Below are 14747 nucleotides of genomic sequence, written 5' to 3' on the forward strand. Positions count from 1 at the left end.
ACCAGCTGAGCTAATCGCCCGATTAGTGCTTGATTGCGGTTGCAAATATACTACTGTTTTTTGTTTCTGCAAGAAAATTTTGAAAAAAAATCAAAAAAGTTCGGCCACTACAAATGTGCTTCCCCCAACAAAAACAACATCATTTGGACTTGCTTGTTTACATGCTTCACGGTAAGCTTCTGACACGGAATTATATACTGCACCGATTAATCCAAATTGACTGGCTGTTTTTTGCAAAATTGTAGCATCAAGGCCTCGCGGAACATTTGGCTTACAAAAATAATAGTGTGCATTTTTTGGAAATAATGGCAGTATACCCTCTAAATCTTTATCATTGACCACTCCTAAAACAAGGTGTAAATGGTCTTTTGATTCGGCATTTAACTGTTGCATAACCATTTGCAATCCATGTGCATTATGGGCTGTATCGGCAATAATTTTAGGTTGTAAACCCAAGATTTGCCAACGCCCTTGTAAACCGGTATTTACTACTACATTAGCAAAACCCGCTTGAATCTGTTTGCTACTCACTTGAATTGCGCCCGTCTTTTGCAAAACTGCTAGTGTTTGTTGTACGGTTTTCTTATTGGCCTCTTGGTAAGCGCCTTTTAAAATAGAGGGATAGGTTTGTAATTGCTCATCTGAAGCCCAAAAAATTGATGCGTTTGCATGGACTGCTTTGGATTCAAAAACGGATCGTGTTTCAGGGATATAAGCTCCAATAACAACCGGAACACCCGGCTTTATGATTCCGGCCTTCTCGTTTGCAATAGCCGGTAGTGTTGTTCCTAAATACTGGGTGTGATCTAATCCAATATTGGTGATAACAGCAATTAAAGGGGTAATAATGTTTGTAGCATCTAAACGTCCACCCATTCCTACCTCAATCACATTGATGTCTGTCTTTGCATGTGCAAAATAGGTGAAAGCAAGTCCGACCGTCATTTCGAAAAAACTTAATTGTTGGGCTTCTAAAAATTGTTGATGTGCAGCTATAAAATCAACAACAAATGACTCTGAAATCATTTCCCCATTTACTTTAATTCGTTCGCGATAATCTTTTAAGTGTGGCGAGGTAAATAATCCGACTTTGTATCCTGCCTCTTGCAATACAGCGGCTAATAAATGACACGTTGACCCTTTTCCGTTGGTACCCGCTACATGAATGCAACGCAACCTTTTTTCGGGATTACCTATATGGTTTGCAAATGCTATTGTATTGGTTAAGTCTTCTTTATAGGCTGCACTTCCAACTTGCTGAAACATGGGCAAGCGGTTAAACATCCATTGAACGGTTTCGGTGTAGTTCATTACTTTTTTAATAACTAATTTTTGAGATGAAATAAATTACAAAAAATTTAGTTTAGTATTGTAACTGCTTTTATCTTTAAGGCAAAATTGAGAATAATTCCAATACTAATAACAAAAAGAACCATTATGAACCTATTTTTTCTTCAAGTTCAAAACGACACGATTGCACAAGCAACTGGAGCAGTAGTCGAAAACACTGTGGCCGTTAAAGAAATTTCTGTTTTAGAATTTGTGACCAAAGGGGGATTTTTTCTAATTCCAATTGCACTATTGCTATTTTATACCTTGTATGTGATTATCGAACGGTATATGTATATTAGTAAACGGTCGAAAATTGATCCTAACTTAACTCGGGATGTTCGAGAGGCTTTGAATGAAGGTGAATTAAATCGTGCGGTTGCATATACCGAACGCAACAATACCGCTTCAAGTTATGTATTGCGTGAAGGGATTTTAACCATTGGTCGTCCAATTGCCGAAATTGAATCCAATATGGAGCGGGCTGCCAATATTGAAGTTGGAGAAATGGAGAAAAAATTAGGTCAATTGGGTCTAATTGCTGGTATTGCTCCTACACTTGGTTTTATTGGAACTATTTCGGGGGTAATCAAAATTTTTTATAGCATTTCACAAACCGAAGACATCAGTATCGGAAATATTTCTGGAGGTTTATATGAAAAAATGATCAGCTCCGGAGCGGGATTGGTTGTAGGGATTATAGCCTATTCAGCCTATCATTTATTCAATGGTAAAATCGACAGCTTTGTATTAAGCATTCAAAAACAAGTATTAGAATTTGTCAACATAATTCAACGTCCAAATGGTAAGACGAAATAAACGCTTTCACGCAGAAGTCGCCACATCCTCTTTGAGCGACATTATGTTTTTCTTGTTGTTGTTCTTTTTGATTATTTCTACTTTGGCAAACCCGAACGTTATAAAAATGACGTTGCCGAAATCTAAAAACAATGAAAAGACCAATAAACAATTGATAAGTCTCTCGGTAACCGAAGAGAAAAAGTATTTCTTAGATAAAGAAGAAGTGGCTTTTGATCAATTGGAAACCGCTTTAATGTCAAAAGTAACGCCCGGAGCCGACGAAACGATAGTCGTGCGAATCCCATATAACCTTCAAGTTCAAGATTTGGTTGATGTATTGCAAATTGGGGTTAAAAACAAATTAAAATTTGTGATTGCAACCAGCAATACCCAATAGAAGCGTACCGAATAAAACGAAAAAACCTGCCTTTTAAAGCAGGTTTTTTTATTTATTATATAAACGATTAGGCCAACATCGTAACCGGATGTTCTAAATAGGCACGTAATGTTTGTAAAAATGCAGCACCCGTTGCGCCATCAACCGAACGGTGATCGCAAGCTAAAGTAACTTTCATCGTATGTCCCACAACAATTTGTCCATCGCGTACCACCGGTTTTTGGATTATTGCTCCTACCGACAATATTGCCGCATTCGGTTGGTTGATAATGGAAGTGAATTCTGTAATTCCAAACATCCCTAAATTAGAAACGGTGAACGTACTTCCTTCCATTTCGGTTGGTTGTAATTTTTTGTTTCGGGCTTTTCCAGCTAAATCTTTTACAGCACTACCAATTTGAGACAATCCCATTTGATCGGTAAAACGTAAAACGGGAACAACCAATCCATCCTCTACAGCCACAGCCACACCAATATGCACATGATGGTTGATCGTGATCGCATCATCATTCCATTGGGCATTCACTTTTGGATGTTTTTTTAAAGCCATTGCACAAGCTTTGATAACCATATCATTAAAAGACACTTTGGTATCGGGAACCGAATTGATTACACTACGCGATTTCATCGCTTCATCCATAGCAACTTCTATAGTTAAGTAGAAATGTGGAGCGGTGAAAATCGATTCCGACAAACGACGCGCAATAGTTTTTCGCATCTGTGAATTTTTAATTTGCTCTGAATATTCTGCACCAGCAGGAACAAAAGGTTTTACAACCGTTTCAGCTGGATTTGAAGCAGTTGCTGTCGCTACAGGTATTGCCGTGAAGTTTTCGACGTCACTTTTTACGATACGTCCGTTTTCACCAGAACCTTTGACTTGTTTGATATCTATTCCTTTTTCCTTAGCAATTTGACGTGCCAAAGGAGAAGCAAAAATACGTCCATCATCCTGCACTTGTGGTGTATCAACTGCTGCAGCTGAGGCAGGCTGTGCAACCGATTCAGCAGCTACTGGAGTTTGAACAGTTCCAGCCGTTGCCAATAACGATTGTGCATATGCCGCAACATCTGTACCCGCAGGACCAATGATTGCAAGCACTTGATCAACAGGAGCCGATTCACCTTCTTGAATTCCAACATATAATAAAGTTCCCGAATGAAACGATTCAAACTCCATGGTTGCTTTATCCGTTTCTATTTCGGCAAGGATATCGCCTTCTTTTACTGTATCTCCCACTTTCTTTAACCAAGTAGCTACAGTACCTGTGGTCATCGTATCGCTCAAACGAGGCATGGTAATCACTTGAATTCCTGCGGGTGCTGCAACTGCTTCTGGAGTCGAAATTGCATCTTCTACTACCGAAGGAGCTGATGGAGCTGGAGATCCGCTACTTAATAAAGCACTAAAATCTTCACCTGGCTGGCCGATAATTGCCAATAATGAATCTACAGGAGCTGCTTGTCCCTCTTGAATTCCTATATGTAAAAGTACCCCAGCATTGAATGATTCAAACTCCATTGTTGCTTTATCGGTTTCAATTTCTGCCAGGATATCCCCTTCTTTAATTGTATCACCCACTTTTTTCAACCAAGTCGCCACAGTACCTTCAGTCATTGTGTCGCTCAAGCGGGGCATCGTTATTATTGTTGCCATAATTGCTTAAATTTTATGAGGTATAAATGGATAATTAGGTTCTTCATAGACAACATCATACAATTGTTGTACTTCTGGATATGGTGATTCTTCTGCAAAACGCTCGCACTCATCGACTAAATTTTTCACTCGCTCGTCAATCGCTTCGATTTCGGCATCGGTTGCATAACCATTCGCTTTGATAATTTCCAATACCTGCACAATAGGGTCTATTTTTTTGTATTCTTCTACTTCGTCTTTTGAACGGTACAATTGCGCATCCGACATGGAATGCCCTCGGTAACGGTACGTTTTCATTTCTAAAAATGTTGGTCCATCGCCTCGTCTTGCTCTTTCAATGGCTTCATGCATTGCTTCTGCTACTTTGACCGGATTCATTCCATCAACTGGACCACAAGGCATCTCATACCCTAATCCCAATTTCCAAATATCGGTGTGGTTAGCGGTACGTTCTACAGAAGTACCCATTGCATATCCATTGTTTTCACAAATAAATACTACAGGTAATTTCCATGTCATAGCCATATTGAAGGTTTCGTGGAGCGAACCTTGACGCGCTGCACCGTCACCAAAATAGGTTAGCGTAACACCACCCGTTTCAAAATATTGATCAGCAAAAGCCATACCAGCTCCTACCGGAATTTGCGCACCTACGATACCATGACCACCGTAAAAACCATGCTCTTTTGAAAAAATATGCATAGAGCCACCCATTCCTTTGGATGTACCTGTGACTTTTCCATACAACTCGGCCATTACTTTTCGCGGATCCACACCCATTCCAATCGGTTGAACGTGGTTACGGTAGGCGGTAATCATTTTATCTTTAGACAAGTCCATTGCGTGTAAAGCACCCGCTAAAACTGCTTCTTGTCCATTATATAAATGAAGGAAACCTCTAACTTTTTGTTGAATATATACAGCGGCTAAACGGTCCTCGAACTTTCTCCAGAACTGCATATCTTCATACCATTTAAAGTAAACTTCTTTGGTAATTGCTTTCATTATGACTGAATTACTGCGTTTTACAATTTTTTAATGACCCTAGCCTTTGAAAAAGAAATTTTTGAAGGCTAATTGGAATGCAAAAATAGAATAATGATTGTAGAAGTAAAAATTTAATGCCTTAAAAATATAGAATTTACAATCGAAATTTCTACTAACAATCAACTACATCGATATAGCTCACAAAGCACTTGGATCAAATGTTAAGGGGAGCAAATTTGCTATAGAATTTGATTTATAAACAGTCCCTTCAACACCCATAAAATAAATTTCAATCGCCTCTTTTTGACGAATTTCATATTCTGCAATGGATTGGCGACAGGCACCACAAGGCGGAATTGGCACTAGTGTTGGATTTGAATCTGAAGCTGCACTAATTGCAATCTGTAGAATCTTTGCTTCTGGATACAAAGCACCCGCTTGGAAAATCGCAACCCGTTCTGCACACAAACCCGATGGATAGGCCGCATTTTCTTGATTGGATCCCACAACGACTTCTCCGTTATCCAAATACAAAGCAGCTCCTACACGAAAATGCGAATATGGTGCATAGGCCTTTTTTCGAATTTCGATTGCCGATTCCATGAGTGAATGAATGGATTCTGGCAGTTGTGCTTGCGATTCAAATATATCAAATCGAGTTTCTATTTTAATCTCTTTCATTCGATACAATGGAAAAAAAATCCAAACTTCAAAATTGAAATTTGGATCGTTTATAATGCTTTTTAACTACTAATAATCGTCATATTTATCTCCAAAATTAAAGGACAACGAGAACCGCAAGGTGTTCTCTAACGGATTCTTGACCTGACTAGCCGAGAATAGGTAGGATACGTCTACTTTAACAATACTGTATTTAAACCCAGCACCTAGGGAAAAAAACTTACGTCCTCCTTTGTCTTTATTTTCACTAAAATAACCCAAACGCATCGCAAAGGAATCTTGATAGTTATATTCTGTACCAACGGAATAATTGACCTCTTTCAATTCTTCTGAAAACCCACCCGGAGCATCCCCAAAGGATTGCAAGATTCCAGAAACCCAATTAATCCGTTTATAGTCTTCCGTTGCTAACTGCATATCGACAGAATCTACAGTGCCGTCACCATTCATATCATTACCATTGTATTCCCCATTATTAAAGCCTACTTGAGGAGTTGGCACCAATAATTTTGCAATTTCGGCATTTATTGAAATTTTGTTGTACTCGTCCAACACAAAATCAAAGCCACCACCTAAACGCATGTTGGCAGGAATAAAATTGGAATTTAAATCATTTTGATCATTGTCGTAACTGATTTTTGGTCCCAAGTTTTGAAAGTTAAAACCCAAACGGTATTTTCCGTTAAAATCTTCTAAGGCAAACTCTTCCGATTGGAAAAAACCAGCCACATCAAAAGCAAAAGTATTGGCTGATTTCGCGTCGGTATTGGCATCGGGAATGCGTAAATTCGAACGGATATAGCGGCCCGCTACTGCCATACTAAAATGATCACTCAATTTTAAGGCATACGAACCGTCAAAAGCTAGTTCATTTGGTTTCACCACATTGGCTGGATCATCAAAACTTTGGCGCAATTCAATTTCACCTAAACTAAAATACCGCAACGACCCTGCAAAGGCACTACGGTCATTAATTCGGTTGTAATACGTTACTTGCCCCAATGAAATATCATTAACTAACTGAGTTAAATAGGGGGTGTAATTTATAGAAAGTCCTTGCTCATCGGTAGCAAAAGCAAATTTAGCTGGATTCCACTGTTGCGCATAGGTATCGGGAGAGGTAGCAACTCCTTGGTCACCCATACCCGCTGAACGCGCATCGGCAGCAATCATTAAAAAAGGAACCCCCGTTGTAATTACACGTTGTTGTGCAGTAATCGTCGAACTAATACTTATAAGGCTTAGGACCCAAAAGATCTTCTTCATTTTTGCAATTTAAAATGTTAACAAATATAGTATTTTTTATAGTATAACCAATTTTTCAATTTTTTCTGCTTTGTTGCCATTTACCGTAGAACGCACGGTTAATTTATAGACATACACTCCTTTTCCGATTTTTGAGCCAAAATCGTCCAATCCATCCCACTTTAAATCTCTAGACAAAAACCCTTCTGTTGTTACGGTTTGGTTGATTGTTTTTACAATTTTGCCCGTAACGGTAAAAATTTGAACTTGAACTTCCAGTGGTTCAAATGGACGGTTGTGATTGAACCAAAATTCGGTATAATTAACAAAGGGATTGGGGTAATTCAACACATTACTCAACGAAATACCATTCCCGTCGGACACTACAAAATTAATCGTAGCAATCACGGGATTATTATATACATCCCAGGCTTTAAACGTAAGGGTATGCATCCCCTTTGCTAAATCACGTAAAGGGAATCGAATTTTGCCCTTTGTATAGTCATTTAATGCCGTTTCATAATAATCATTTAAAACATACGGATTGGTTTCATCGCCGTCTAATATTGCCACAATATCATGTCCGATTCCGCTGGCTGTATTTATCCCATGCTCATCTTCTAAAAATGCTAATAAAAAAGGTGAATCATTGGTAATTCCTCCTTCCACAAAGCTTTCGTCGTTCATATATAATCGAACACGCGGACCTACATCATCGACTACAGCTGCTGTATTTACACCTCCGACACGAATGGCAAAACTGTGCCCGGTTTTATCGGTATCATTTTGATTTTGCTGCGCATAAAAACTAACCCTTCCATTGCCGACAGGAATTCGAATATCACGAGGGACTACAAATGTAACTTCAAACAATCCATTTGCAACTGAAACATTACCTCGAAATAAGGTCTCTCCTAAATTTGAAAAAACTAAAGGGGTACTGTACCCATCGTTATTCAATGCGTTTTTGGTAAAAGGTTTGTCAAATACGTTAATAGCCAATGTGCCCGAATAGTTGGTGAGTAGCCCTCCCGTTTCATTTTGAATTTCGCCACTTAATTTGACCGTACTCAACGCTTTTAAATCATCGGTCGATTGCAAAATAGGCACATCATTTATTTTTGTTAGCACCACTTTTGGTTCGGGAATAGCCAATTTTAAAGCCGGGTCACCTAAATAAAACACGACGCGTGTGGCTGAATTGTTATTGGACATCGCTTTAGCTAAGCGCAACGATTCTGCAATTGAAACATAAGTATTGGACCCGTATGAAAACAATTGAGACGATAAATTATCATTGAAATTTTCGGCCTGAAATTGTCCAATAGAGCGAACTGTAGTAATCATTGAAACAGCACCACCTTTTGGATTCCAGTAAGTATACTCTCCTGCTGTTGCTCGTTGCGGATTATCAAATCGTGAAAACTCACAAGTAATCGTAATAAATAAAGGATAGCGGTATTGATTTTGAAAGTTGTAACCATCAAACTTATCCCAAAGCCGTTCACCAGTTAGCCCGTCTTCTCCTCCATGTCCTAAATAATTAAACACTAAAGCACCCTTTTCAAAGGCATTATTCAAATCGGATTTGGCTTGTGGATAACGGTCCCCACCGGAAGAGGTTTGTTGCACATAGGAATCCAAAAAGATTTTTCGGAAATTCAAAAATGGCTTTTGGGTATAAATTTCATCGGTTAGTTCATTTTGGCGGACTTGCAGACTAGCATCAGGATTTTTATCGGCATCATCGGCAATCGAAACATAATTGTTACGCCAGCTTCCAAACGACTTTGGATCGTGGTATTCGATTACCTTATTGACCATCTCAGCTGCTTGTTGGGGTGATGCCACCAACATACGCCCAACCGCAATATCTGCTGCAAAACCAAAAATCGGATCCCCTTCTGTTGGATCCATTAATGCAAAAAAATCATCGGATGCAAAAGAATTTTCACCTGAAAAATAACTGTTTAACGCATGATAAATGGGTACTATATTCGTATTATTGGCGATACGATTTTTAAAATCAAAAGAGGCGTCTCCAAAAAGATTTAAATATTTAACTCGATTTGAAGCGATCGAAGCGTTGTGATAAATATACCGCATCATATTGCGAATACCGCCTATATCTTGTTTTCCTCCACTAAATTCATTGTAAATCATTGGCAAAGTGACCACCTTCACGTTATAATTGCTGTAAGAACGATGAAAATCAGCCAACTGATCTGCCTGGGCTTTAAGATTATCGGGAGTTACAATAATATAATCAATGTCTTTAAAATTACCCGAATTATCTAAAAATAAGGTTCCTTTTAAATCTTGGTTAGCTACAGCAGTCACATTTTCCTTTAAAGGTGAATAAAAATCCCCTTCTACTACAGTGATAAACCGACGATCTGTACCTAGATCCATTTTTACTGAAAAGGAAGATCCACCTGTATTTACAACATTTTTCACGTTATAAATATCCGAGATATCCCAAACTTGCTGAATTGAACTTGCATTGGTAAATTGAAATTCCCCAACCCCATTTTGTGAAGCGGCTAGCGCATCATAAAAGCGATATTGTTTGCCAGTACCAACTAAATTGGTTCGCGTTTTGAAAATAATATAATCCAAATATCCTTTAGCCGTTGGGACTCCTTCATTATCAAACTGCAATTTTACCGTATAGTTTTGAGAAGTTGGCACCGTAGCGTTCAAATAATTATGAGCTGCTTCTGTTCCTGTGTTTGGAGTTACCGCCGCTAGTCCGATTATGCCTTGATTTTGTCCATTTACTGCTACATTAAAACGCGATGAAGAAAAGGAATTACCTCCAACATGGATTTGAACCCTAGTGGTTGCTGCAGGTGTGCTGTTTGGAAAAGAAAACGAGAATTCTTGTTCCGTATCTGTACTAAAATTTTCACCAAACCAAATACGTCCTAACTTGCCTATATTGGTCAAATCAACTTCATGATATTGGTAATCATCAAAAGATGTATACACTTGATTGGGAGCCGATGTGGGTTGGGATAAACCTTGAATACGTTTTCCCAAATCGTTTCCAACAGTTACATAATAATACGAGCGATTAGCATATAAATTGTTGTGCGTTTCATTTTCTTCACTCCAATTATCGACGCCTTCGCAGTAGACTAAGATATAATCGGAGTCATTAAAAGTTCCGTCATCTTCGCCTATAATTTGAACCGCATTTTCGGCCAAATCAAACGGGTAATCGGCTTGATTGGAAAGTGGAACCATACGTCCGCCATTGCCATAAATTTTTATTTTACGTGGGTCAGCAGAATTTACAGGAAGGCCCAATGAATTCAAAAAGCTTTTTGTCAATTTATAAACCCCCGATTTCTCAACATAAAAACGCTTGAATACACCCGTTGCTAAAACTGAATTGGTAATTGCTGGAACCGCATTTGTTTGCTGAACACTTTTATTAGCAGTGTTAATTTGATAACGAAAAGAAACAAGCTTTTGATAGCCGGATGGGGTTTTTAGGAGGGGATTTATTGTGATTTGTGCTAAGGTTCTTTCACGACTATTGTACGAAATTAACTCCGGCACTACATTTGCAGGTATTTTCAATCGATCCAAAAACCCCAATTCATTTTCAGAAATAGGGACAGTGACGATATCATAAACTTGTAAATCGGACGTATTTACTAGAGTAGGAACTTGCACTTTAAAAAGAAAAGAAATCGAACGCTTAGCAAGATCACATTGAAAACCGGGCATTGCTATGACGGGCATCGGGTAATTAACCAAGCCTTCGGTATATACATTCTTGGGCGACCACGTTATCGCAACCTCACCCTGATTTTGTGATTGGATGACCGCTGAAAATAAAAAAATGAAAAGGAGCGCAATTTTTTTCATGTACGGATAAACGTCTGAATTGTAAATATATTTTGAATTTGTAAAATTATTTTTTTTGTACATACAATAAGTTATCATTTCGTTCGTTTTAACAAAGAGTAACAAAATTTTAAGAATATTAAAAAAGTTGTTGCAATGTAAAGGTAAATCCTTATATTGCGCCTCTAAAAATTAATTACCTACTAACGAGTATGAAAGTAAACAAATTTATGGCAATGCGATGGTTTTTTGCGGTAATTTTGCTGGCCGGATTCTCTAGCTGCAGCAAAAAATCGAACTCTAATGGAGGATCAAAAGCTACAGGCTGGAAAATTAACGACAAAAAAGGAGGATTTCAATACGCCTCAAAATTCCAAAAACAAGAAACTGGTCCAGGATTAGTTTTGGTTGAAGGTGGAACCTTTACAATGGGTAAAGTTGCTGACGACCCAATGCACGACTGGAACAATTCCCCAAACCAACAACACGTTCAGTCCTTTTATATGGACGAAACAGAAGTAACTAATTTAATGTACATGGAGTACTTAGATTGGTTAAAGCGTGTTTTCCCTCCAGAAGATGAAAATTACAAAAACATTTACGAAGGTGCAATTCCAGATACTTTAGTTTGGAGAGATCGTTTAGGTTACAATGAAACACAAACCAACAACTATTTGCGTCACCCTGCCTTTGCAGAATATCCTGTAGTAGGGGTTAATTGGATTCAAGCAACTGAATTCGCTAAATGGAGAACCAATCGTGTAAACGAAGCTATTCTTGAAAGAGAAGGTTATTTGAAAAAAGATGCGAAAGTTACAGATGCGAAAGCTGATGCAACCTTTGATACAGAAACGTATCTTGCCGCGCCTAGCAAAACTTTTGGTGGTAGTGAAGAAATAGTTTTAAAAGGCAGAAGAGGCTCTAAAGGTAAAGCTACTACAAAAAACGCTAAAGGAGAAACACAAGAAGCTAAAAACGTATATGCACAGCGCACATCGGGTTTAATATTACCCGAATACCGCTTGCCAACCGAAGCTGAGTGGGAATATGCTGCTGCTGCTGATATTGGACAGCGTGAATACAATATTTACAAAGGACAAAAGAAATACCCATGGTCGGGTGGTTATACACGTTCTAACAAGCGTCAAATTCGCGGTGATCAATTGGCTAACTTCAAACAAGGAAAAGGAGATTACGGTGGATTAGCAGGATGGTCTGATGACGGTGCTGATATTACCAATAAAGTAAAATCATACCCACCAAACGATTTTGGATTGTATGATATGGCTGGTAACGTTGCCGAGTGGGTAGCTGATGTTTACCGTCCTATTGTTGATGATGAAGCTAATGATTTCAACTATTTCCGTGGTAACGTTTACACCAAAAATAAAATTGGTGACGATGGTAAAGTTGAATTGGTTACGGCTGAAACGCAGAAATTTGATACGCTACCTAATGGAAAAGTAATTTCAAGAAATTTCATAGGTCAGATAGCTCAAGTTGCGGTTGATGAAAAAGAAACCTACTTACGTCAGAATTTTGACAAGAGTAATCATAAAAACTATCGTGATGGTGACAAACAATCGACACGTTATTTTGATTTCGGATCTGAAAGTGGTGGTACAGAAACTAAACTAAAAGATGACCAGAGAATGTATGATTCTCCAAAACACAATGTTAGTGTCGATTCAATTGGTAATATGATTCGTAAATACGACCGTTCAAATAAACGTTCTACGTTAATTAATGATGATGTTCGCGTTTACAAAGGAGGATCATGGAGAGACAGAGCATATTGGTTAGATCCTGCACAAAGACGTTATTTCCCACAAGATATGGCAACTGATTATATTGGTTTTCGTTGTGCAATGTCTCGTGTAGGTCCAAAATCAGATCACAAAAAGTCTGCACGCAATAAAAGATAATTGATTATTTCATATAAAAAAAGCCCTAATTTTTAGGGCTTTTTTTATAACTTGTCCTTATGAATTTAGATGCAATTTATACTACTTTTTTAAGCTGTGACTCAATTAGTACCGATACGCGAAACATTGAACCTAAATGTATGTTTGTCGCTCTAAAAGGAGATCGATTTAACGCGAATACTTTTGCGCAAGAAGCACTAGAAAAAGGTGCTTCCTATGTAATAATCGATGATCCAAACTATTTTGTAGATGAGCGTACAATTCTTGTTGCAGATAGTCTTGAAACGCTCCAAAAACTTGCACATTTACATCGTAAAACGTTAGGACTACCCGTTATTGCTCTAACAGGAAGTAATGGCAAGACCACTTCTAAAGAATTAATTGCAGCAGTACTTTCTAAAAAATTTAGAACTATCGCTACAAAAGGAAATCTCAACAATCATATTGGAGTCCCATTAACCTTATTAAGCTTTACAAAAGAAACCGAAATCGGTATTGTAGAAATGGGTGCTAACCATCAAAAAGAAATTGAATTTCTTTGTTCTTTAGCTGAGCCTGATTATGGATATATTACTAATTTTGGGAAAGCTCATTTAGAAGGTTTCGGTGGCTTCGAAGGAGTAATTTTGGGTAAAAGTGAATTGTACACCCATTTGTTCGCACATGATAAAATGATTTTTATCAATATTGACGATCCAATTCAAGTGGAGAAAGCCTCTAACCACCAATACTTTTCTTTTAGTCTTCAACAAAAAAAAGGGGATATCCAATTTTCTGAAGTTTCAGCAAATCCTTTTGTTACGGTCAATTATAATAATGAGGTCATTCAGTCGCATTTAATTGGATTGTACAACGCTACGAATATTTGTGCAGCAATTACGATTGGAAATTACTTTAAAGTACCTGATAGCGCGATAAAATTAGCTATTGAAAATTATACTCCAACGAATAACCGCTCACAAATTTTACAAAAAAACGGACATGAAATTCTTTTAGATGCTTACAATGCTAATCCAAGTAGTTTGAAATTAGCTTTAGTGAATTTTATACAATTAGAAAAATGTCCAAAAATTGCAGTGCTTGGCGACATGTTTGAGTTGGGAGAATCCAGTAGTGAAGAACACCGTGCAATTGTTGATTTGGTGGATGAAGACAATAATTTAACTTGTCATTTTATTGGAAAATGGTTTTATTCGATACGCAAACAACAATCCAACCTTTACTTCTATCCTGATTTTGAAGCGTTTCAAAAAACGTTCACACTTTCTAAACCTAGCTTACTTTTAATCAAGGGTAGTCGTGGCATGGCCTTGGAAAGGACCTTGGATTTAATTTAAAATATTACTTAAAATGCTTTGGGCGTGCCCCCGAATATAAAGCGTTGTTAGAAGTTAATTTAATTCGGTGCTTTACTTCGGGGTCGGGTGCTTTGTTACAAGTCCGCGCTGCATTTCACTCCGCTGTGGGCTTTCCACTTCGCCCCCTCACGCGGATTATGCACTCATAACTTATAATTTACAATTTATAATTTTCCCGTACCTATAAAACAAAAAAAGTCTTTTACAAACTTTTAAAGGACTTTCTAAAAAGAAGGCGGGGACACGAGCGAAGCGACTGCGCCGCACCGATAAAAAAATGAGGCCCTTCATCAAGAAGGTTCTCACTAAAAAAAGACGGCGACTCGAGTCTTTAGACGAACTGGCGAAGCAATCAATCGTAGGGACACGCCGCACCGATAAAAAAAATGAGGCCCTTCATCAAGAAGGGTCTCACTAAAAGAAGGCGGCGACACGAGCGAAGCGACTGCGCCGCACCTTTAAAACAAAAAAAAGTCCTTTACAACACTTGTAAAGGACTTTCTAAAAAG

The 14747-nt window shown here is 38.2% G+C and carries 10 protein-coding genes; 4 read left to right on the plus strand and 6 right to left on the minus strand.

Annotated elements, in window-relative coordinates; all coding sequences use genetic code 11:
* Positions 1 to 90 precede the first annotated feature (90 nt).
* Positions 91 to 1311, minus strand: a complete 1221-nt coding sequence (locus tag Q0039_RS00045) for a folylpolyglutamate synthase/dihydrofolate synthase family protein (protein WP_297507131.1) — start codon at positions 1309 to 1311, stop codon at positions 91 to 93.
* 126 nt (positions 1312 to 1437) lie between these two features.
* On the opposite strand from Q0039_RS00045, the gene Q0039_RS00050 reads away from it, so the two are divergent.
* Positions 1438 to 2148: a MotA/TolQ/ExbB proton channel family protein gene (locus tag Q0039_RS00050; RefSeq protein ID WP_297507134.1), complete on the plus strand. Its 711-nt coding sequence runs from the start codon at positions 1438 to 1440 to the stop codon at positions 2146 to 2148.
* The gene (locus Q0039_RS00055) at positions 2132 to 2527 is read left to right on the plus strand and encodes a biopolymer transporter ExbD (protein ID WP_297507137.1); all 396 of its coding nucleotides are present in this window, start codon (positions 2132 to 2134) and stop codon (positions 2525 to 2527) included. Before Q0039_RS00050 ends, Q0039_RS00055 begins: the two co-directional genes overlap by 17 nt.
* 67 nt (positions 2528 to 2594) lie before the next feature.
* Here the strand turns inward: Q0039_RS00055 and Q0039_RS00060 are convergent, their stop codons facing one another.
* The 5 genes from Q0039_RS00060 to porU all read right to left on the minus strand — a co-directional run bounded on the left by Q0039_RS00060 (position 2595) and on the right by porU (position 10976).
* The gene (locus Q0039_RS00060; protein ID WP_297507140.1) at positions 2595 to 4184 is read right to left on the minus strand and encodes a pyruvate dehydrogenase complex dihydrolipoamide acetyltransferase; all 1590 of its coding nucleotides are present in this window, start codon (positions 4182 to 4184) and stop codon (positions 2595 to 2597) included.
* Positions 4185 to 4190: 6 nt separating this feature from the next.
* Positions 4191 to 5189, minus strand: coding sequence for a pyruvate dehydrogenase (acetyl-transferring) E1 component subunit alpha (gene pdhA / locus Q0039_RS00065; protein ID WP_297507143.1), 999 nt, complete (start codon positions 5187 to 5189; stop codon positions 4191 to 4193).
* Positions 5190 to 5369: 180 nt separating this feature from the next.
* Positions 5370 to 5852, minus strand: coding sequence for a cytidine deaminase (cdd, locus tag Q0039_RS00070; RefSeq protein ID WP_297507146.1), 483 nt, complete (start codon positions 5850 to 5852; stop codon positions 5370 to 5372).
* Between the two features lie 69 nt (positions 5853 to 5921).
* A complete protein-coding gene (porV, locus tag Q0039_RS00075) occupies positions 5922 to 7118 on the minus strand; it encodes a type IX secretion system outer membrane channel protein PorV (RefSeq protein WP_297507149.1) in 1197 nt (398 codons plus the stop codon).
* A 36-nt stretch (positions 7119 to 7154) separates the two neighbouring features.
* On the minus strand, positions 7155 to 10976 hold the full coding sequence (gene porU / locus Q0039_RS00080; RefSeq protein ID WP_297507152.1) for a type IX secretion system sortase PorU: 3822 nt from the start codon (positions 10974 to 10976) through the stop codon (positions 7155 to 7157).
* Positions 10977 to 11167: 191 nt separating this feature from the next.
* Between porU and gldJ the strand changes: the two genes are divergently transcribed.
* Positions 11168 to 12880, plus strand: a complete 1713-nt coding sequence (gene gldJ / locus Q0039_RS00085) for a gliding motility lipoprotein GldJ (protein WP_297507155.1) — start codon at positions 11168 to 11170, stop codon at positions 12878 to 12880.
* Positions 12881 to 12939: 59 nt separating this feature from the next.
* Positions 12940 to 14217, plus strand: a complete 1278-nt coding sequence (gene murF, locus Q0039_RS00090; protein ID WP_297507158.1) for a UDP-N-acetylmuramoyl-tripeptide--D-alanyl-D-alanine ligase — start codon at positions 12940 to 12942, stop codon at positions 14215 to 14217.
* Positions 14218 to 14747: the final 530 nt, after the last annotated feature.

This window comes from Flavobacterium sp. (assembly GCF_027484945.1).
In the GTDB taxonomy this organism is placed as follows: Bacteria; Bacteroidota; Bacteroidia; order Flavobacteriales; family Flavobacteriaceae; genus Flavobacterium.

What these genes read in the sequence shown, in the direction of transcription:
- Q0039_RS00045 (WP_297507131.1), bottom strand. Translation starts at nt 1,311, where the DNA reads ATGAACTACACCGAAACCGTTCAATGGATGTTTAACCGCTTGCCCATG.
- Q0039_RS00050 (WP_297507134.1), top strand. Translation starts at nt 1,438, where the DNA reads ATGAACCTATTTTTTCTTCAAGTTCAAAACGACACGATTGCACAAGCA.
- Q0039_RS00055 (WP_297507137.1), top strand. Translation starts at nt 2,132, where the DNA reads ATGGTAAGACGAAATAAACGCTTTCACGCAGAAGTCGCCACATCCTCT.
- Q0039_RS00060 (WP_297507140.1), bottom strand. Translation starts at nt 4,184, where the DNA reads ATGGCAACAATAATAACGATGCCCCGCTTGAGCGACACAATGACTGAA.
- pdhA (WP_297507143.1), bottom strand. Translation starts at nt 5,189, where the DNA reads ATGAAAGCAATTACCAAAGAAGTTTACTTTAAATGGTATGAAGATATG.
- cdd (WP_297507146.1), bottom strand. Translation starts at nt 5,852, where the DNA reads ATGAAAGAGATTAAAATAGAAACTCGATTTGATATATTTGAATCGCAA.
- porV (WP_297507149.1), bottom strand. Translation starts at nt 7,118, where the DNA reads ATGAAGAAGATCTTTTGGGTCCTAAGCCTTATAAGTATTAGTTCGACG.
- porU (WP_297507152.1), bottom strand. Translation starts at nt 10,976, where the DNA reads ATGAAAAAAATTGCGCTCCTTTTCATTTTTTTATTTTCAGCGGTCATC.
- gldJ (WP_297507155.1), top strand. Translation starts at nt 11,168, where the DNA reads ATGAAAGTAAACAAATTTATGGCAATGCGATGGTTTTTTGCGGTAATT.
- murF (WP_297507158.1), top strand. Translation starts at nt 12,940, where the DNA reads ATGAATTTAGATGCAATTTATACTACTTTTTTAAGCTGTGACTCAATT.